Origin of the sequence: Mesorhizobium sp. BR1-1-6 (assembly GCF_020165355.1) — a bacterium.
Classification (GTDB): Bacteria; Pseudomonadota; Alphaproteobacteria; order Rhizobiales; family Rhizobiaceae; genus Mesorhizobium.
In genome coordinates this window covers 438,080-455,722 of the sequence record NZ_JAIUHZ010000002.1, presented here as the reverse complement: position 1 = coordinate 455,722, position 17,643 = coordinate 438,080, and the positions used below count along the sequence as shown (strand labels likewise).

The window sequence follows — 17,643 nt, the reverse complement described above, 5'->3', positions numbered from 1 at the left end:
TCGCCCGTCCTCTTCAAATCGATGATGGGAGAATGCACCCGCCTGTCTGAACTATTTACGAACCTGCCGTTCATCGGCGGTTCATGTGGCGGAAAAAGGAAGCTTCTACGGGTTTTCCAACAATGTGCCCCAAACGTCTCGCATGGTTCCTGGTTCCTGCGCGCCCTTGCGGACACCGGCCTCAGGGCTCGTCATCCCGATGCGAGCTATGGTTCCTCGTCCCGATGCGAGCTTATGGCTCGTCGTCAAGCATATAGTCGAAATAATCCTCCGGCTCGGCCAGATCCGTCTCGTTGGCCTTGACCCGGCCGCGCATCGACATGCCGGCCTCATGCACCGTCTCGGCACTGCCCGACACCAGACGGTGCCACCAGTAGAGATCGTGCCCCTCCGCGACCAGCCGGTAGGCGCAGGTGCTGGGCAGCCAACTGATGGTGCGTACATTTTGCGGCGTCAGCCCGACGCAATCGAGAACGCGCGCCAGCCGGTTGTGATAGTCTGAACAGCGGCATGTCTGCGCGTCGAACAGGCGGCAGCCGACGCTGGTCCAGTAGATGTCGCCAGTATCCTCGTCCTCGAGCTTCGACAGGCAGCATTTGCCGCAGCCGTCGCAGAGCGATTCCCACTCGGCCGGGCTCATTGCTTCCAGCGTCTTTGTTTTCCAGAACGGCGTTTCCATCTCCGGCATGTGGCCCCAGCCGCCGCGAAGGTCAAGCAGGGCAAAGGCTGGAATGGGGCGGCACCCCCGTCGAAAGACATGAAGTTGCCTTCAAAAGGCCGGCCAATCGCCCCGTACGGTCCCTAACCATGAGCCGCCGGAACCAATTTCGTTAAAATCGGTTTCGGCAAGGATGGGACCCCACAAGGAGAATTTCGATGAAACGCCAACCACGGATTCTGGCAGGCACCGCACTCGGCCTGCTGATGGCATCCGCGCCGTTGGGCGCATCCCCGCTTCAGGGAAGTGCCGCGTTCGGCCCCATGCGAGACAGCGCAATGCCGCTGGTCCTGGCCCAGGACACCCAGACTGACGATGCACAGCAGAGCGACCAGGAACTGCTACGCAAGAAGAAGCGCGATCAGCAACAACAGCAGACCGAACAGGCACCCGCACAGCAGCCCGCGCCAGCCGCCGAGGAACAACAGCCACGCAGGAAGAAGCGCGATCAGCAGCAGGTCGAGCAGGCGCCCGCTGGTGAAGCCGCGCCCGCCGTCGAGGAACAACAACCGCGCAGGAAGAAGCGCGATCAGCAACAGCAGACCGAACAGGCCCCCGCGCAGCAGGCCGCACCAGCTGCCGAGGAACAACAGCCACGCAGGAAGAAGCGCGACCAGCAGCAGCAGACCGAGCAGGCGCCAGCCGGTGAGGCAGCACCCGCCACCGAGGAACAGCAGCCGCGCAGGAAGAAGCGCGACCAACAACAGCAGACCGAACAGGCACCGGCGGGCCAAACGGAACCTGCCAACGACAACCAGCGCAAGAAGCGCAAACAGGAGCAGCAGGCCGAGCCCAGCGCCGTGCCGACACCGAAGGAAGCACCTGCCGCAGAAGCACCCAAGGCAGAACCGGCACCCTCAGGCGAGAGGCCGGCAGCCCAGGGCGAACAACCCCAGGACAAGAGGAAAAAGAACGCCAGACAACCGGCTAGCGAGCAGCCGGCCAATGGCGAACAGCAGCCGGCCAATGGCGAACAACAGCAAACCGGCAGGCAGCCTGCAACGGGCGAGCAGCCGGCCACGGGTGAACAGCCCAGTGCCGGCAAGGCCGCGCCTGTCCAGGGGCAAAACCCCGAGCAGGCCGAGACGCCCGCCGACAAGAACGCTGCCCCCATTCTCGACAGCCAGAAGGATGCCCGACGCCGCGGCCGCGGCGAGAACGGCCAGGCCAGCAGGAACCCCGCCAACCAGAATGGCGAGCAGCAAAATGGCGAGCAGCAGAATGGTGGGCAAAACGCCCGGCAGGGCGGTGCTCAGGGCCGTCAGCCCGCGGTCGCTCCCGTCGACCAGGGTCCGCCCCCGACCGACGATAGAGCTGCTCAGCAGGAGATCAAACCGGAAAAAATCGTCCCGGTTACCGAGGAGAAGGGCAAACGCCTCGAGCGCGCACCGGACGAGAACATCCGCGACCGCCGCCGCCCCAAGGGTGTCGACGTGCTCAAGGAGATCGGCGATCGCGTCATCATCCAGCTCAACGATCAGACATACGTTCAGAGCAGTGACCGGCCGCGCCTGACCCGCGGCGCCAAGGATGTCTACTATGAGGATCTGTCGCAAGGCCGCACGCGCGAGACAGTCGAGCGCGACAACGGCGTGCAGATCGTCACCATCCGCAACCGCTACGGCGACATCATCCAACGGTCGCGCATCATGCCCGACGGCCATGAGTATGTGTTGAGCTATGTCGACGAACGAAGCTACGACGACGATAACGATTGGCGCGATCCGGGCGACGACCTGCCACCGATGCGGCTGACCATTCCGCGCCGGGACTACATCCTTGACTCCGAAGAGGTCGAAAGCCCGGACGACTACTATACTTTCCTCGAGCAGCCGCCGGTCGAGAAGGTGCAGCGTCTCTATTCGATCAACGAGGTCAAGCGTTCCGCACGAGTGCGCGACATTGCCCGACGCATCGATCTTGACACGCTGAACTTCGAATTCGGCTCTTCCTCGATCTCCGATGCCGAGGTGCAGAAGCTCGAGGGTGTCGCCACGGCCATGGAGAAGCTGTTGAAGAAGAACCCGGCCGAGACCTTCCTTATCGAAGGCCACACCGACGCTGTCGGCACACCGGAGGCGAACCTCGCTCTGTCGGACCGCCGCGCCGAAGCGGTGGCCGAAGCGCTGACCAACGCCTTCGGCATACCGCCTGAAAACCTGACCACGCAGGGCTATGGCGAGGAATATCTGAAGGTCGACACCTCAGGCCCCAACCGCGAGAACCGGCGTGTCGCCATCCGCCGCATCACCTCGCTGGTGGCGCCGGTGGCGAGCAACAACTGACCACGATCCGGGAGCCGGAAACCGGCTTTCGGAAAAGATCATGGTCGATCAAATTTCTGCATTTCCAGACGCTTGAGCAGGCTTCTGGAATCGGATCGGTAAAAGGCCCATCCCGGTTTCGCCGGGATGGGCGAGATCGCGGCAACGGCCCAAGTTCAACAAGAATTGTCCTGGCGTCGGGTCCCGCTCATTGAATCGCGAGATGGCCTACCCCAGATTCAGGATCGGGCGTTCCCTGCCCCGTCCCGACTCCAGCGGGACGCACTGAGCCCCGCCGGCCCTCTCCGGCGGGGCTTTTTGCTTAGAGCAACTCCAGGAATGTCTGAAACCGAGTTCCATCCGGAATTTGCGCCTCGATACATCTTTAGAAAGCCGTCCTGATCTTCGTGTCGGAATTGGCAAACACCTCGTCCGGGACAAAAAAGTCGCCGGCCAGCGGCCCGGCCGCACCCGGCGCATACACCGAAAAATCGCTGATCCCCTCGGCGCGCAGCACTTCCTCGTCGATGTAGAAATTGCCGGTCGCTTCGCGTGATGGCCGCATGAAGATGGCATGCGCGGCATCGGCCATGATTTCGGGCGAACGGCTCATCGCGGCCACCGTCGCGCCGCCCAGAAGATTGCGCACCGCCGCGGTATCGATGGTCGAGATCGGCCACAGCGAATTGACCGCGATGCCGTCCTTGGCGAACTCCGCGCTCATGCCCAGCGTGCACATGGACATGCCGAACTTGGCCATGGTGTAGGCGACATGGTTCTTGAACCACTTGGCCTTCATGTCGAGCGGCGGCGCCAGATTCAAGATATGAGGATTCCCGGCCAACTTCAGGTGCGGAATGCACATTTTGGAAACGAGAAACGTGCCGCGCGTGTTGATCTGGTGCATCAGGTCGTAACGCTTCATGTCGGTTTCCAGGGTCCCGGTGAGCTGGATAGCGCTGGCATTGTTGACACAGATATCGATGCCGCCGAATTTTTCGACCGTCTTCGACACCGCTTCGGCCACTTGCGCCTCCTCGCGAATGTCGCACAGGACGGGCAGCGCCTTGCCGCCGGCTTGCTCGATCTCTTCAGCGGCGGTGTAGATCGTGCCCGGCAGTTTCGGATGTGGCTCGGCGGTCTTGGCCGCGATCGTCACATTGGCGCCGTCGCGCGCGGCGCGCAAGGCGATCGCCAGCCCGATGCCGCGCGACCCGCCGGAGATGAACAGCGTCTTTCCGTTGAGCGACATTTTTCCTCCGCTTGCATTGTCCGGTGGCGCGATCCTTGCCTGTGGCGGTCCCGGATACAAGAGCTTGCGGCGGCAGGCCATGCTGACGCTGCGGAGGGTCCATTCGTTGGCGATGATCGTCAAATTCCGGCTGAGACGTCACCTCAGACCAACACCAGCCCCTGCCGCATGGCAATGGCGATGGCATCCGTTCGGTTGGCGGCGCCGAGCTTGATCAGGATCGCTGCGACGTGGAACTTCGCCGTATGCACGGAAATGTCGAGCCGCCGCGCGATTACCTTGTTGGGGGCGCCCTCGGCCAGCAGCGCCAGCACTTCCGCTTCTCGCGGCGACAGCGCCGGGCGGGCGGCATGCTCGTCGGGATGCTCCTCGTCGAAAAGGCCGTCGCCGCCAATATCGCCGCCGTGGAAATCATCGCGGCGGCCAGGAACGGATCCGCTGTCGCCAAAGACGCGGTAGCCGGCCGCCGCCAGCCTGGCGGCGGCCGCAATCAGCATTGCATCCGCCGCCGTCGGCAGCACGGCGAACACCTGCCCCTGCGGCCGTGCCAGGCCGGCCTGCGAAGACAACAGCACCCGCGCGGTCGCGGCGGGAACGGCGTCGCCCTTCCCTGTTCCCGCACCCGTGGGGCCGGCGGTCTCGTCGACGATGGCGACATCAACCGCTTCGCTGCTGCCCGGCGTCACCGGCAGCAGATCGTCGGTCGCGGCAAGCGACGCGGACAGCCGCTCGGCGCGCGCGGCATCACCGAGCGCGACCAGCACGACCAGCTGCCGCTCGCCGGTGCTGCTTTGCGTCATCTCGCCTGTCGCGATCGCGTCCATTAATCCTCTCAGCTGAGCGGCTTTTCGCCGACCGTCAGCGCCACGTCGCGCTGTTCTCCGCCGCGCACGACACCGAGCGTAACCGAAGCTCCGGCACTGTCGGGGCCGAGCCTGCGGATCAGCTCGCGCGGGCCGCTCACCGCCTCGCCGTTCCAGGCGACGATGATGTCGCCGAGGGAAAGGCCGGCGGCCTTGGCCGGACCGTTGTCATCAAGGCTCATGACGATGGCGCCGCGGGCCTCGCCGTCACGGATCGGATGCAGACCGGCGCCGAGATAGCCGCGGGCGACATGGCCTTTTTCGCGCAGCGTTGCGACCGCTCGCTCGATCGTCTCGTAAGGCATGACCAGCGCGCGGCCGCGCGGCCCGAACAACAGCATGCCGATCAGCGCGCCCTTGGCATCGAGCACCGGGCCGCCCTCGAAACGGCCGCCGGCGCCCACCGCCAGGTTGATGCGCCGGTCGATGGTGCCGCCGCGCATTGAGCGCCAGGCCGGGCCGACTTCGCCGACCGAGCCTGAAACTGCCAACGCCGAACCCCGGCTGTTGCCGATGGCGACGGCAATATTGCCGGGCCGCACCGCATCCGCTTTGGCCAACGGCTCGGCATTGGTAGCACCGGCCGGCTTGAGCAGGGCGACGCCGGTCGAGGGATCGCGGCCGACAAGATCGGCCTTCACCGTCTCGCCCGAAGCCAGCGTCAGCTCGATCTCCTCGCCGGCCTCGACGGCTTCCTCGGCGGCAACGAAGTAGCCGTCGCGCCAATGGAAAGCGCTCGCTGTGCGATGATTGTGGGTGGTGAAGCTCGCGGTCGCCGGTGCCGCCTTGGCTGCCAGATCGGCAATGGCTTCCGAAAAGGCACTTAGATTGAATTCGCTCATAGCAGTCTCCTGGGTTCATCCATGCCCCAGATATCGCGCGGCAGCGCGCTTGGAGATACTCGCCTGACGGCTAGTCGGCCGGGCGACTGGCCATCTGGTCAGGTCGCGGCGGATGAAGCCGCTCCGCACATATAGTCATCGTTGCGCCTGAAAACATGGAGCCTGCCAATGGCCGTTGCTGCCGCCAAATTCCAATCCGACGACGCGCTGCTCGACGCCTACTCGACGACGGTGGCCGATGCTGTCGACCGCATCGGCCCGGCTGTCTGCCGCATCGAGCGCATCGGTGGCCAGGGCGGGCATGGGTCGGGCTTCGTCATTGCGCATGATGGGCTCGTCGTCACCAACTTCCACGTCGTCGGCGATGCCAGAACGGTGCGCGTATCGATGCCCGACGGCGCCTCCAGCGAAGGCCGCGTGCTCGGCCGCGACGCCGACACCGACATCGCGCTGGTGCGCGCCGACGGCAGCTTTGCCGATGTCGCGCCGCTGGGCGATTCCAAGCGCCTGCGGCGCGGCCAGATCGCCATAGCCATCGGCAACCCGCTCGGCTTCGAATGGACCGTCACCTCGGGCGTCGTCTCGGCGCTCGGCCGCTCGATGCGCGCTTCCACCGGGCGGCTGATCGACGACGTCATCCAGACCGACGCCGCGCTCAACCCCGGCAATTCCGGCGGACCGTTGGTATCCTCGGCGGGCGAGGTGATCGGCGTCAACACCGCCATGATCCGTGGTGCGCAAGGCATTGCCTTTGCCGTCGCCTCCAACACCGCCAATTTCGTCATTTCGGAGATCATCCGTTTCGGCCGCGTCCGTCGCGCCTTCATCGGGGTGTCGGCCGACACCGTCAACCTGCCCCGTCGCGCAGCCCTTCTGTCACAAGTATCGAGCAAGACCGCGGTTCGGCTGCGCGGCGTCGAGAAGGAGGGCCCTGCGGCCAAGGCCGGCCTCAGGGAGGGCGATATCGTCGCCGCGATAGACGGCCGACCGGTCACCGGCGTCGACGACCTGGTGCGTTTGCTCGACGCCGAGCGGATCGGCCGCGAGACGCGGTGCACGGTGGTGCGCCGCACCGGTGTCAGCCAGGTGACAGTGACGCCGGTGGCAAGGGCTGGTTGAGGGTTTCCACTCAGGCGCTCACTGCACCCTGCGCATACTGTGCCAGGAATTCCTCGCTTGGCGGGATCGGCTTGATGACATCGATCAGGACGCCGTTGGGATCCCTGGTGATGAAATGGCGCTGACCAAAAGGCTCGTCGCGCAGGGACCGAAGGATGGGCAGGCCGGCGGCTGTGATCCGCTCATAGAGCGCATCGGGATCACGGACTTCGAAGTTGATCAGCAGGCCCGAGCTCCGACCCCGTCCCTCTTCCGGGATCGTCTCATGGTCGCCTTGCACGATACCGAGATTGACGCGCTTGCTCTCCACCGATTGCAGATGCACGTACCAGTCGCTCGTAAACAGCGGCCGGAAGGCGAAATGTTCGACATAGAACGCCGCTGTGCCGGCAACGTCCCCGGTCATCAGCACCGGATAATAGCTGGTCGTCTTCATCTTTCCTTCTCCCGTCAAGCAACATACAGTCTGCATGTAAATTGAATTAACATACAGGCTGCATGTATGCAACAGAGATCAGCGCGCCGTTCCAACCGTGACCGCACCGAGGCGACACGCGCCGATCTGATCGCCGCGGCGCGAAAACTGTTCATCGAAAAATCCTACGCCGAGACCGGCACACCAGAGATCGTCGCCGCGGCCGGCGTGACGCGCGGCGCGCTCTACCACCACTTCTCCGACAAGCAGGCGCTGTTCGGCGCCGTCGTCGAGCAGGAGGCAGAGGCCGTGGCGCGGGAGATCGAGGGCGCAGCGCCGCCTTCGCTCAATGCCCGCGACGCGCTCATTGCCGGCTCCGACGCCTATCTTACCGCCATGCGCGCGCCCGGCCGCACGCGGCTCCTGCTGCTCGACGGCCCGGCCGTGCTCGGCCGCGCCGAAATGGACGCCATCGACAACCGCCATGGCAATCGCTCGCTGCGCGAAGGGCTGGTCGCGGCGATGCGGGCGCGGACCATAAAGAAGCTTCCGGCCGAAGCGACGACCGCCCTGCTCGCCGCCGCCTTCGACCGCGCGGCACTTGCCATTGAGGCGGGCGGTTCGGCCGAAGACTACCGCACCGTTCTCACGGCACTGATCGATGGGTTGTCCCGCGCGTGATCCGAGGCTTCCCGCCGATGAGATCCAGGGCAAAGGTTGGAATCAAATCTGTGCGCTGGAAATTTCCGGCTCTTCGTCGGGCACCTCGCCCGGCTCGAACTCGTTGAAGCAGCCAAGTTGGCGCTTGAACTGGTCGATCAGCCAGGCCGCCGCCGGCTTCGGGCTGCGGTCGGCGCGGTGCATGGCATAAAGCGGCGAACGCACCTCCCTGAAAGGCTCGAGGTCGAGTTCCACGAGACGGCCGGTAGCCAGATCGTCAGCGATCAGCCAACGCGGCAGCCCGCCCCAGCCCAGCCCCTCACGCATCAACATATGTTTGGTGCGCAGGTCCGTCAGTCGCCAGGTTCGGTAGGCGAAAACGCCAAAATCGCGCCCCTTGGTACGCTCCGACTGGTCGGTGACGACGAGTTGCGTGTGTTCGCGCGCGTCCTCGATCGCTACCGGTTTGGGCAGCAGCGCCAGCGGGTGACTGGGCGCGGCCGCCAGCACTATCGACATGAAGCCTATGCCCACCAAGTGGACGTCGACATCGCCCAGCAGGCCGCCAATGCCGAGATCGGCCTGGCCACCGACAACATGGTCGGGGATCAGGCCGAGTGTGCCGATGTGCAGGCGCAGCATCACGGTCGGAAATTGCGCCTCGAACGCCTTGAGCACCCGCACCAGCACTGGCGAAGGCAGCGCCGCATCCACCGACAGCGCGACTTCCGCCTCCAGCCCCCGATGGTGACCATCGACGCGCGAGCGTATGCGGTGCAGCACGCCGATCATCCGCCGCGCGTCTTCCAGCATCGCCCGACCGATCTCGGTCAGCTGCGGCTCTCGCGTGCCCTCGCGCTCGAACAGCTTCAGCCCGAGTTGCGCCTCGAGATTGGCGATGCCGTAGCTGATGACGGATTGCGCCCGGTTGAGCTTGCGGCCGGCGGCGGAAAAACTGCCGGTGTCGGCAACGGCCACGAGGATCTGAAGCTGGTCGAGTGTCGGATTAGGCTGCATCATCATATCTAATTAATGGATGGATAATATAGAAAATATACCAGTTTATCTGATTGGTTGATAGCCCATATGTAGCGGGACAATCCAATTCCACTGGAGAGACCCAACATGTCCATTCTTCTCGTCACGTCGAGCCCGCGCGGCGCTGCCTCGCACTCGACCCGTATCGCCACCGAATTCGCTCAGAAGCTGCTCGCAGCCGACCCGTCGAACACGCTTGTCGTGCGCGACCTTGTCGCCAATCCGCTGCCGCATATCGATACCGACTATGCGACCGGCATATATACGCCTGCCGAAGCCCGCACGCCGCGTCAGGCCGAAGTGGTCGGAGTCTCGGATGCCGTGCTCAACGAACTGTTTGCCGCCGACACGGTGATCCTGGCGACAGGCTTCATCAACTTCAACATCTCCTCGACGCTGAAGTCCTGGGTCGACCATGTCGCCCGTTCCGGCAAAACCTTTGCTTACGGCGAAAATGGACCCAAAGGCCTCGTCACCGGCAAGAAGGTCTATATCGTGCTGGCATCCGGCGGCATCTACTCGGAAGGCGCGGCCGTGCAGTTCGATCACGCCGTTCCCTATCTGCGCTCGGTGCTCGGCTTCATCGGCATGACCGACGTCGACGTCATCCGCATCGAAGGCGTCGCCAAGGGTCCTGATGCAGTAAGCGAAGCGCTCGCCAAGGCAACCGCCAAGGTCGACGCCGTGGTGGCTGCCAGCCGGGATGTCGCGGCAGCCGCGTAAAAGCTCTGATTGCCAACCAGATCGAAGGCAGGCGCCCGCGCCTGCCTTTTTTGGCCTATCCAATGATGTGCCGCAGCAGTCCCGCCGAAGCGACCCCGATCAGCACGGTCGGCAGCATCGAAAATCGCGTGGCGGCAATCAGCGTGACGGCCAGAGCCAGAAGATCGGCCGGGTTTTTCGAGACGAAGGCAGGCGCGATCACCGAGATCAGCACGCAGCCGGGCGCCGCCTCCATCACGGCCGTTGCCCGCGCGCTGAGCACCCGATTGCGCAGCACGACATAGCCGCCGACGCGGCTGAGGTACGTGACACCGGCCATCAGCACGATGGTGAGAAGCGTCTGCGCGTCGATCATGCCTCATCCCTCCACAACAGCCAGGCCGAGACCAGCCCCGCCAGGGCGCCCGCCGCTACATACCAGGCGCCGGGAACGAAAAGGTAGGTCAGCGCCGCGATGATCAGACTGACCAGCCACGGCCGCGCAGCGGCAACATCCTTCCACATGCCGCGCAGCAGTACCAGGAAGACGGCCGCGAACGCCATGTCGAAGCCGTAGGTCTCGGCTTCGCCCAGCACCGGCCCGAGCAAGGCGCCAATTGTGGTGAAGGCCACCCAGGTCAGGTACATCGCCACTGCCGCGCCCATATAGTAGCGCGGGCTGAAGGCTGGCGCGACGCCGTCGGCGGCGCGCCGTTTGGCGTCGGCCAGGCCGAGCGCCCAGCTTTCGTCGCACATGAAGAACAGCGCGGAAAACGCCTTGCGCCGCGGCAGGTCGCGCAGGAACGGCGCCAGTGCCGCCCCCATCAGGAGATGGCGGCTGTTGACCAGGAAGGTAATGGCGACGATGAGCAGGACATGCGGCGGCGACGTCCACAGCTGGATCGCCGCGAATTCCGAGCCGCCGGCGAAGTTCAGTCCCGTCAGCAGCGACAGTTCTGCGGTGCTGAGCCCCCTTTGTGTGGCCTGTGCACCAAGCACCAGCGCATAAGGGATGGTGCCGAACAGCACGGGCGCGCAGGAGGCCACGCCGCGCCGGAACTCGGAGTTCAGTCCGCCGCCCGCCGCCGATCTGGTCTCTGCAATGCTCATGATCTTCCTCCGGCCGCGCCGCGCGGCCGCCTCTGCCGGTTCCATTGGATGCCGCTGATGTCAGGGCAACCATAGCCGCCAGGCCTCGCAATTTGGTTGCGAAGATTGTTGTCTTTTACCAGATTTTGGCATCTTATGCCATGAATCAACAGATAAACGGAATTTAGAGCCATGAAACTTGACGAGATCGACAGGCGCATCCTGCGGGCACTGCAGCGCGACGGGCGCATGGCCAACAATGAACTGGCCGCTGAAGTCGGCCTGTCGCCGTCGCCGTGCCTGCGTCGCGTCAAGCTCCTGGAGGAGGCCGGCGTCATCGACCGCTACGTCGCAGTGCTCAATCCGGCCCGCATCGGCAAGGGCCTGACCTTCTTCACCCGCATCTGGCTGAAAGCGCAGGACGAAGACACGATCGAGCATTTCGCCACCGAAGTGGCCAAGCTGCCGCAGGTGATGGAATGTTATCTGATGCTCGGCGACTGCGACGCCATGGTGCGCGTGGTGGCGGCCGGCATCGACGACTACCGCCGCTTCCAGTCGGAACATCTCAGCCGCATCAGGGGCGTGCAGAACGTCAAGACCGACGTTCCCAGCCAGACCATCAAATACACATCGGAACTGCCGATCTAGGCGCCGGGGAATGGCCCATCCCGGACTGGATAAAAAATGCAACCGGATTGTAGGATTGGTGCCGGCGCCGGCGTCCTTCGGACGCAAGCGGCAGGCCAAGTCAGGCCGTGCCGCACAACAAATGCCTTACGGCATGGGAGAAAACCATGAACCTTTCCTATCGTTGGGTCATTGTCGCGGCCGGCGCGCTGATGTCCTGTGTCGCCATCGGCACCATGTTTTCGCTGGCGATCTTCCTCGAGCCGATGGCGCTCGATACCGGTTGGTCACGCGCCGGCATATCGAGCGCGATGACGCTCAATTTCCTGGTCATGGGCCTTGGCGGCTTCGCCTGGGGCGCGCTGTCGGACCGCTTCGGCGCCCGCATCGTCGTCACGATCGGCGCGTTGCTTCTCGGCCTGGCCTTGGTGCTGGCCAGCCGCGCGGGCTCGCTTATCACCTTCCAGATCACCTTTGGCGTGCTCGTCGGGCTCGCGGCCAGCGCCTTCTTCGCACCGATGATCGCGCTTACAACAGGCTGGTTCGACACCAATCGCGGCCTTGCCGTGTCGCTGGTCTCGGCCGGCATGGGCGTCGCGCCGATGACGATCTCGCCCTTCGCCCGCTGGCTGATCTCGGCCTATGAATGGCGCACCGCCATGTTCGACATCGGCATCATGGCTTGGGTGCTGCTCCTGCCGGCGGTGCTTCTGGTGCGCCAGCCACCGAAGCCTGTCGTGACCGACACCGGCTCCTCGCCGGTTGCCGAGGGCGCCGGCCTGAGCGTCGGCCAAGCGCTGCGCTCGCCGCAATTCATCGTGCTGGGGCTGACCTTCTTCGCCTGCTGCGCGGCGCATTCGGGGCCGATTTTCCACATGGTCAGCTATGCCATGCTGTGCGGCGTGGCGCCCATGGCCGCCGTCTCGATCTACAGCGTCGAGGGCCTTGCCGGGCTTGGCGGGCGTCTGCTCTATGGCGTGCTCGCCGACAGGCTTGGCGTCAAGCCGGTGCTGATCGCCGGCTTGTTGATCCAGGCCGTGGTGATCGCCGCCTATCTCTCGGTCAGCCAGCTCGACCAGTTCTACATGCTGGCCGTCATCTTCGGCGCCACCTATGGCGGCGTCATGCCCCTCTACGCGGTGCTGGCGCGCGAATATTTCGGCCAGCGCATCCTGGGCACCGTGTTCGGCGCCGCGACCATGCTGTCCAGCCTCGGCATGGCGCTCGGCCCGCTGGCCGGCGGCATGGTGTTCGACGCCTACGCCAACTACCATTGGCTGTTCATCGGTTCGGCCCTCATCGGGCTGGGTGCGGCAGGCATCGCCATCGCCTTCCCGCCACTGCCGCGCAGAGCGTTGCAGCCGGCATAGCGGAGCAAACGAAAGGGCCGGCCCAGGATCTGGGCCGGCCCTCGGGTCTGTCGAATTCTTGAGCTGTTCGTCGGCGCCTACCCGAACATCCGCTCGCCCTGCTCGTCGACGAGCTGGATGCCCTTCTTGATCGAGATGTCGACGGCATCGTCCAACCCGGCGAAGCGGTCGGCGCGGATGAATCTGTGTTCCTTCAGGACGCCGTCGACATCCTTGGAGACGACGCCGCAGGTCTGGTACTGGCCATCGGCCTTGTAGGGCGTGGCGCTGATCGTGAAACCCTTGTGCTCGACCTGCTTGGCCGGTGCGGCGCTCTTTGGCTCGGCCGCTTCATCACCGCCACCGCCGAAAAGACGCTTCAGAAAAGACATCGGACTTCCTCCAACAGCATTCATCCCGCACCACATAATCTGGCGCGGGATGAATTTCACTATCGCTCCTTGCCTGAACGGGCAAGGGCCGTGCCGGTTGGACCGAAGCCGGGTTATTTGCGCGACAGCGCTTCGAGCGCCGCGGCGGCGTCTTCGAGGATGCTCATCGCCTCGGCCTGCTTGTCCGCCGGCGCATCGACGATGTCGCTCAGCGCGGCGCGCAGCCGGTGGCGCAGCGCACGGAATTCGTCGCGCTTTTCCGAACGGCCGCCTCGGCCGTCGCGCCGATCCTCGCTATCGTCGTTCCAGCCGAACCAGTCGCGCGCCTTGGCCATCTTGCGGCCGAAGCGCTCGAGATGGTCTAGCACGCCGTCGATCATCTCACGGTTGTCGGCAAGATGCGCCTGCCCGGCCTCGGTGATCGAAAACACCTTCTTGTTGCCTTCGCTCGAGGACACGGCATAGCCTGCCTCTTCCAGGAAGGTCAGCGTCGGGTAGACCACGCCCGGGCTCGGGCTGTAGATGCCGCTGGTGCGCTCCTCCAAGGCCTTGATGATGTCATAGCCATGGCGTGGCGCCTCGGCCAGCAGCGACAGCGTGATCAGCTTGAGGTCGCCGTCGGCCAGCATGCGCCCGGCGCGGAACATGTCGCCCGGGCCGCCGCGTCCGCCGCCCCTGCCATGGCCGAACGGGCCAAAGCCGCCGCCCCCGCCTCTGCCGCCAAATTTGCCGGCCATGTGCATGAAGACGCGCTCGGCGCGATCGCCAAAATGATTGTGTCCGTGCATTGATTGCTCCTTGAGTTATATCTTACGACATATCTTAGCTAGGCACACGCCAGCGTGGAGTCAAGATATATCTTACGATGTATCGGGCCGGAAGCGAACAGCATCTGTCGGACGCCGATCCGTCGGTCGCGCTCGAACATGCGTTCATCATGATTGGAGTAGCCGGCGCTACCAGCGGCCGTTGCGCCGGTTCCAGGCATAGAGCAGGTCGGCGAAGCGGTCGTAGCCGAAGCGAGCGAGCGGTAGCGTAAGGGCGTTGCCGAGCAGCTTTGCCAGCCAGCCCTCGCCCGGCGTCAGCGCCCACACGGCGATGGCGACATCGGCGCCGACCAGCAGCCTGCCCTGAGCATCGGTCGCGTGCAGCCGGCGGCGGATGTCTTCCAGCGAAGCGCCAAATCCGGCCAAGGCTGCCGGTTCATGATTGATGTCGCGAAATTCGATCCGCCCGGCCTTGACCGCCTCGATCAACCGCCGCTTCTGCCTGGCAATGCCGGCATCGCAGACCGGGCAGCGCGTGTTGTACCAGACGGTCAGCAATGGCCTGGTTCTGCTATCGATCACTTCAGGCCCATCGCCGTCTTCGACCCGACGCATTTGTTGTCGCGAAACAGCGCCCACTCTTCGCACAGCCGCCGATTGGGCAAGCGGCAAAATCCATATTCATTGCCAGCCTTGTCCTTCTTGATCATCAGGCGCCCGCCGATCTCTCCGCAATGGACCGATGCGGGATTGGACATGCCGACCGGTTTTTGCGGGGCAGTGTGGGCATCGATCGGCATCGACGACCACGCGGCAAGGCTGATAGCCAATATCGAAACTTTCTTCATCGCGATCTCCGCTGGCTGCACTCTATCACGATGGAGCGCACCGTCTTGCCGCAAGGCGCCGTCGAGCCGGCACCTGCTCATCGGCTCCGGAACGTCCCGATTTGCATCATCCAAGCGACGAGATGATCTCGCGGTAAGCAAGCTCCGGGAAAGCCTTCAGGGTCCGTGACTTGACGTTGCCGCCCGCGGCCAGCATCAGCGCGAAACGCGCCAGCACCGCATCGTCGGGCGCTTCGACCACCGCCACCATGTCGAATTCGCCCATGGTCAGGTAGAACGACTTGAACGATCCCCCCATCTCGCCCAGCTGCGTCTTGGCGGCATCGAGGCGCTTGGGGGATTCGCGCACGTTCTTCGCGCCCTGCTCGGTCCAGTTCATCAGCATGATGTAAGTCGTCATGGCACGCCTCCTCCGGGGCCACGGAGCACGGTGCTCAGGCCATGGCGATGTCGACACGGCCTCGACCGGGGCGGGCTTCCCGGGCTGTCGCCCAGAAAAATGCATCCGACACGAAATTATCCTCCCTAAGGGCGCGTGCCGCAATGGCGAGCGCCAAAGAAAAAGGGCGCCACGATGGGCGCCCTTGATCTCTTCACAATCGGTAGGCCTCAGCTATCCAGGAAGCTTCTAAGCTTGCGCGAGCGGCTCGGGTGCTTGAGCTTGCGCAACGCCTTGGCTTCGATCTGGCGGATACGCTCGCGGGTGACCGAGAACTGCTGGCCGACTTCCTCGAGCGTATGGTCGGTGTTCATGCCGATGCCGAAGCGCATGCGCAGCACACGCTCCTCGCGCGGCGTCAGCGAGGCGAGCACGCGCGTGGTGGTCTCGCGCAGATTGGCCTGGATCGCCGCGTCGATCGGCAGGATCGCCATCTTGTCCTCGATGAAGTCGCCCAGATGCGAATCCTCCTCGTCGCCGACCGGCGTTTCGAGCGAGATCGGCTCCTTGGCGATCTTCAGCACCTTGCGCACTTTTTCGAGCGGCATTGCGAGCTTCTCGGCCAGTTCCTCCGGCGTCGGCTCGCGGCCGATCTCGTGCAGCATCTGGCGCGAGGTGCGCACGATCTTGTTGATCGTCTCGATCATGTGCACCGGAATGCGGATGGTGCGCGCCTGGTCGGCGATCGAACGCGTGATCGCCTGCCTGATCCACCATGTCGCGTAGGTCGAGAACTTGTAGCCGCGGCGATACTCGAATTTGTCGACGGCCTTCATAAGGCCGATATTGCCTTCCTGGATCAGGTCGAGGAACTGCAGGCCGCGATTGGTGTATTTCTTGGCGATGGAGATGACGAGGCGCAGATTGGCCTCGACCATTTCCTTCTTGGCGATAGCCGCTTCGCGCTCGCCCTTCTGCACCTGGTTGACGATCTTGCGGAATTCCAGGATCGAGATGGCCGTTTCCGTGGCCAGATTCTGGATCTCGGCGCGCAGGTCCCTGATCGCGTCCTTCTCGTTCTTGGTGAACTCCTTCCAGCCGCGCGAGGTCAGATTGGCAATTGAGCGCGTCCAGTTCGGGTCGAGCTCGGAGCCCTGATATTCCTTCAGGAACTCCTCGCGGCGCACGCCATAGCTTTCGGCGAGACGCAGAAGCTTGCCCTCGTTCTGCACCAGGCGCTTGTTGATGTCGTAGAGCTGCTCGACGAGCGCCTCGATGCGCGCCGTGTTGAGCGACAGCGACTTCACCGCCTTGATGAGCTGATCCTTCAGCTCCTTCAAGCGGCGGTCCTGACTGGGCGACAGCGTGCCGGCCGCGGCCAGCCGGTTCTCGACCTGCTGATCCTGCAGCTTGCGCAGCTTCTTGTAGGTGTCGGCGATGACGTCGAGCGTTTCCATGACCTGCGGGCGCAGCTCGGCTTCCATTGCCGCCAGCGACAGGCTGGCCTCGTCCTCGTCCTCGTCGTCGTCATCTCCGATGCCGCGCGTGTCGGCGCCGACATTGGTGATGTCGTCTTCATCGTCGCGTCCGCGGCGTGGCTTTTCCTCGACCTTGGGCGCTTCCTCGACGCGCTCCACCACCGGCGCCTGCTTGGCCTCGGGGCCGGCATAGGTGGCTTCGAGGTCGATGATCTCACGCAGCAGGATCTTGGATTCGTTGAGCTCGTCGCGCCAGATGATGATGGCCTGGAAGGTCAGCGGGCTTTCGCACAGGCCCGCGATCATCGTCTCGCGGCCGGCCTCGATGCGCTTGGCGATGGCGATTTCGCCCTCGCGCGACAACAACTCGACCGAACCCATTTCGCGCAGGTACATGCGCACCGGATCGTCGGTACGGTCGGTCGGCTCTTTCTTCGTGGTTGTGGCGGCGACGGCGGTGCCGGTCTGCTCGGCCAGCTCGTTGGCGTCTTCCTCGGCATCCGCCGCGGTGTCGCCGGCCTCGGCCTCTTCGCCCTGCTCGTCGTCCTCGACGACGTTGATGCCCATGTCGGACAGCATCGCCATCGTGTCCTCGATCTGCTCGGAGGTCACTTCCTCGGAGGGCAGCACCGAATTCAGCTCGTCCATGGTGACATAGCCGCGCTTCTTGGCGGCCTTGATCATCTTCTTGACAGCATCATCGGAAAGGTCGAGCAGAGGGCCATCGGTGGCGCCTTCGCGTTCGGTCTCGACCTCTTCCTTTTCCTTTGTCGCCATAGTCTTTATCTTCTCCTAGCGGCCCGACATCGAGGCCGCGCAAGCTGTCGGACCGGTCAAA

20 protein-coding genes are annotated in these 17,643 nt (G+C 64.2%); 6 read left to right on the top strand and 14 right to left on the bottom strand.

Translation table 11 applies throughout. The features are described from left to right. Positions 1-232: 232 nt before the first annotated feature. Positions 233-679, bottom strand: coding sequence for a YcgN family cysteine cluster protein (locus LB545_RS07490; protein WP_140560716.1), 447 nt, complete (start codon positions 677-679; stop codon positions 233-235). Between the two features lie 197 nt (positions 680-876). Between LB545_RS07490 and LB545_RS30960 the strand changes: the two genes are divergently transcribed. Next, the gene (locus tag LB545_RS30960) at positions 877-3,003 is read left to right on the top strand and encodes an OmpA family protein (RefSeq protein WP_411971065.1); all 2,127 of its coding nucleotides are present in this window, start codon (positions 877-879) and stop codon (positions 3,001-3,003) included. 364 nt (positions 3,004-3,367) lie between these two features. Here the strand turns inward: LB545_RS30960 and LB545_RS07475 are convergent, their stop codons facing one another. From LB545_RS07475 to LB545_RS07465, 3 genes are all read right to left on the bottom strand, one after another. Next, positions 3,368-4,234, bottom strand: coding sequence for an SDR family oxidoreductase (locus tag LB545_RS07475; protein WP_224704742.1), 867 nt, complete (start codon positions 4,232-4,234; stop codon positions 3,368-3,370). Positions 4,235-4,377: 143 nt separating this feature from the next. Next, positions 4,378-5,058: a helix-turn-helix transcriptional regulator gene (locus tag LB545_RS07470; protein WP_140516725.1), complete on the bottom strand. Its 681-nt coding sequence runs from the start codon at positions 5,056-5,058 to the stop codon at positions 4,378-4,380. Between the two features lie 8 nt (positions 5,059-5,066). After that, positions 5,067-5,939, bottom strand: a complete 873-nt coding sequence (locus tag LB545_RS07465) for a S1C family serine protease (RefSeq protein ID WP_140686124.1) — start codon at positions 5,937-5,939, stop codon at positions 5,067-5,069. Between the two features lie 168 nt (positions 5,940-6,107). Here LB545_RS07465 and LB545_RS07460 point away from each other — a divergent pair, with 168 nt between their 5' ends. After that, positions 6,108-7,058, top strand: a complete 951-nt coding sequence (locus LB545_RS07460; protein ID WP_224704741.1) for a S1C family serine protease — start codon at positions 6,108-6,110, stop codon at positions 7,056-7,058. Between the two features lie 10 nt (positions 7,059-7,068). Here the strand turns inward: LB545_RS07460 and LB545_RS07455 are convergent, their stop codons facing one another. Further along, complete coding sequence (locus tag LB545_RS07455) at positions 7,069-7,494, bottom strand: VOC family protein (protein ID WP_224704740.1); 426 nt, start codon at positions 7,492-7,494, stop codon at positions 7,069-7,071. 66 nt (positions 7,495-7,560) lie between these two features. Between LB545_RS07455 and LB545_RS07450 the strand changes: the two genes are divergently transcribed. Next, positions 7,561-8,154 carry a TetR/AcrR family transcriptional regulator gene (locus LB545_RS07450; RefSeq protein WP_224704739.1) on the top strand — a complete coding sequence of 198 codons (594 nt, stop codon included), beginning with the start codon at positions 7,561-7,563 and terminating at the stop codon, positions 8,152-8,154. 42 nt (positions 8,155-8,196) lie between these two features. Here the strand turns inward: LB545_RS07450 and LB545_RS07445 are convergent, their stop codons facing one another. Further along, positions 8,197-9,150, bottom strand: coding sequence for a LysR family transcriptional regulator (locus LB545_RS07445; RefSeq protein ID WP_140581999.1), 954 nt, complete (start codon positions 9,148-9,150; stop codon positions 8,197-8,199). A 108-nt stretch (positions 9,151-9,258) separates the two neighbouring features. On the opposite strand from LB545_RS07445, the gene LB545_RS07440 reads away from it, so the two are divergent. Next, positions 9,259-9,894 carry an FMN-dependent NADH-azoreductase gene (locus LB545_RS07440; RefSeq protein ID WP_224704738.1) on the top strand — a complete coding sequence of 212 codons (636 nt, stop codon included), beginning with the start codon at positions 9,259-9,261 and terminating at the stop codon, positions 9,892-9,894. Between the two features lie 55 nt (positions 9,895-9,949). On the opposite strand, the gene LB545_RS07435 is transcribed toward LB545_RS07440, so the two are convergent. Further along, positions 9,950-10,249: an AzlD family protein gene (locus LB545_RS07435; protein WP_140495903.1), complete on the bottom strand. Its 300-nt coding sequence runs from the start codon at positions 10,247-10,249 to the stop codon at positions 9,950-9,952. Continuing rightward, entirely contained in the window at positions 10,246-10,983 is a 738-nt protein-coding gene (locus tag LB545_RS07430) for an AzlC family ABC transporter permease (RefSeq protein WP_140555975.1), read from the bottom strand. The genes LB545_RS07435 and LB545_RS07430 overlap by 4 nt, the downstream gene beginning before the upstream one ends. Positions 10,984-11,154: 171 nt before the next feature. Here LB545_RS07430 and LB545_RS07425 point away from each other — a divergent pair, with 171 nt between their 5' ends. Then, positions 11,155-11,613 carry an Lrp/AsnC family transcriptional regulator gene (locus LB545_RS07425; protein WP_140524836.1) on the top strand — a complete coding sequence of 153 codons (459 nt, stop codon included), beginning with the start codon at positions 11,155-11,157 and terminating at the stop codon, positions 11,611-11,613. Between the two features lie 146 nt (positions 11,614-11,759). Continuing rightward, complete coding sequence (locus LB545_RS07420; protein WP_140560661.1) at positions 11,760-12,962, top strand: MFS transporter; 1,203 nt, start codon at positions 11,760-11,762, stop codon at positions 12,960-12,962. Positions 12,963-13,039: 77 nt separating this feature from the next. Here the strand turns inward: LB545_RS07420 and LB545_RS07415 are convergent, their stop codons facing one another. The 6 genes from LB545_RS07415 to rpoD form a co-directional block, all read right to left on the bottom strand. Beyond that, a complete protein-coding gene (locus LB545_RS07415) occupies positions 13,040-13,333 on the bottom strand; it encodes an HlyU family transcriptional regulator (protein ID WP_140495907.1) in 294 nt (97 codons plus the stop codon). 113 nt (positions 13,334-13,446) lie between these two features. Continuing rightward, positions 13,447-14,121 carry a PadR family transcriptional regulator gene (locus tag LB545_RS07410; protein ID WP_140516739.1) on the bottom strand — a complete coding sequence of 225 codons (675 nt, stop codon included), beginning with the start codon at positions 14,119-14,121 and terminating at the stop codon, positions 13,447-13,449. A 168-nt stretch (positions 14,122-14,289) separates the two neighbouring features. Beyond that, positions 14,290-14,658, bottom strand: coding sequence for a thiol-disulfide oxidoreductase DCC family protein (locus LB545_RS07405; protein ID WP_140524950.1), 369 nt, complete (start codon positions 14,656-14,658; stop codon positions 14,290-14,292). A 20-nt stretch (positions 14,659-14,678) separates the two neighbouring features. Then, positions 14,679-14,948 carry a DUF333 domain-containing protein gene (locus LB545_RS07400; protein WP_140666149.1) on the bottom strand — a complete coding sequence of 90 codons (270 nt, stop codon included), beginning with the start codon at positions 14,946-14,948 and terminating at the stop codon, positions 14,679-14,681. A 106-nt stretch (positions 14,949-15,054) separates the two neighbouring features. Then, on the bottom strand, positions 15,055-15,348 hold the full coding sequence (locus tag LB545_RS07395; protein ID WP_140495910.1) for a GYD domain-containing protein: 294 nt from the start codon (positions 15,346-15,348) through the stop codon (positions 15,055-15,057). A gap of 209 nt (positions 15,349-15,557) precedes the next feature. Continuing rightward, positions 15,558-17,582 carry an RNA polymerase sigma factor RpoD gene (rpoD, locus tag LB545_RS07390; protein WP_140739331.1) on the bottom strand — a complete coding sequence of 675 codons (2,025 nt, stop codon included), beginning with the start codon at positions 17,580-17,582 and terminating at the stop codon, positions 15,558-15,560. Positions 17,583-17,643: the final 61 nt, after the last annotated feature.

Excerpts from the sequence above, each read along its gene's own strand:
- LB545_RS07490 (WP_140560716.1), bottom strand. The coding sequence starts at position 679 with ATGGAAACGCCGTTCTGGAAAACAAAGACGCTGGAAGCAATGAGCCCG.
- LB545_RS30960 (WP_411971065.1), top strand. The coding sequence starts at position 877 with ATGAAACGCCAACCACGGATTCTGGCAGGCACCGCACTCGGCCTGCTG.
- LB545_RS07475 (WP_224704742.1), bottom strand. The coding sequence starts at position 4,234 with ATGTCGCTCAACGGAAAGACGCTGTTCATCTCCGGCGGGTCGCGCGGC.
- LB545_RS07470 (WP_140516725.1), bottom strand. The coding sequence starts at position 5,058 with ATGGACGCGATCGCGACAGGCGAGATGACGCAAAGCAGCACCGGCGAG.
- LB545_RS07465 (WP_140686124.1), bottom strand. The coding sequence starts at position 5,939 with ATGAGCGAATTCAATCTAAGTGCCTTTTCGGAAGCCATTGCCGATCTG.
- LB545_RS07460 (WP_224704741.1), top strand. The coding sequence starts at position 6,108 with ATGGCCGTTGCTGCCGCCAAATTCCAATCCGACGACGCGCTGCTCGAC.
- LB545_RS07455 (WP_224704740.1), bottom strand. The coding sequence starts at position 7,494 with ATGAAGACGACCAGCTATTATCCGGTGCTGATGACCGGGGACGTTGCC.
- LB545_RS07450 (WP_224704739.1), top strand. The coding sequence starts at position 7,561 with ATGCAACAGAGATCAGCGCGCCGTTCCAACCGTGACCGCACCGAGGCG.
- LB545_RS07445 (WP_140581999.1), bottom strand. The coding sequence starts at position 9,150 with ATGCAGCCTAATCCGACACTCGACCAGCTTCAGATCCTCGTGGCCGTT.
- LB545_RS07440 (WP_224704738.1), top strand. The coding sequence starts at position 9,259 with ATGTCCATTCTTCTCGTCACGTCGAGCCCGCGCGGCGCTGCCTCGCAC.
- LB545_RS07435 (WP_140495903.1), bottom strand. The coding sequence starts at position 10,249 with ATGATCGACGCGCAGACGCTTCTCACCATCGTGCTGATGGCCGGTGTC.
- LB545_RS07430 (WP_140555975.1), bottom strand. The coding sequence starts at position 10,983 with ATGAGCATTGCAGAGACCAGATCGGCGGCGGGCGGCGGACTGAACTCC.
- LB545_RS07425 (WP_140524836.1), top strand. The coding sequence starts at position 11,155 with ATGAAACTTGACGAGATCGACAGGCGCATCCTGCGGGCACTGCAGCGC.
- LB545_RS07420 (WP_140560661.1), top strand. The coding sequence starts at position 11,760 with ATGAACCTTTCCTATCGTTGGGTCATTGTCGCGGCCGGCGCGCTGATG.
- LB545_RS07415 (WP_140495907.1), bottom strand. The coding sequence starts at position 13,333 with ATGTCTTTTCTGAAGCGTCTTTTCGGCGGTGGCGGTGATGAAGCGGCC.
- LB545_RS07410 (WP_140516739.1), bottom strand. The coding sequence starts at position 14,121 with ATGCACGGACACAATCATTTTGGCGATCGCGCCGAGCGCGTCTTCATG.
- LB545_RS07400 (WP_140666149.1), bottom strand. The coding sequence starts at position 14,948 with ATGAAGAAAGTTTCGATATTGGCTATCAGCCTTGCCGCGTGGTCGTCG.
- LB545_RS07395 (WP_140495910.1), bottom strand. The coding sequence starts at position 15,348 with ATGACGACTTACATCATGCTGATGAACTGGACCGAGCAGGGCGCGAAG.
- rpoD (WP_140739331.1), bottom strand. The coding sequence starts at position 17,582 with ATGGCGACAAAGGAAAAGGAAGAGGTCGAGACCGAACGCGAAGGCGCC.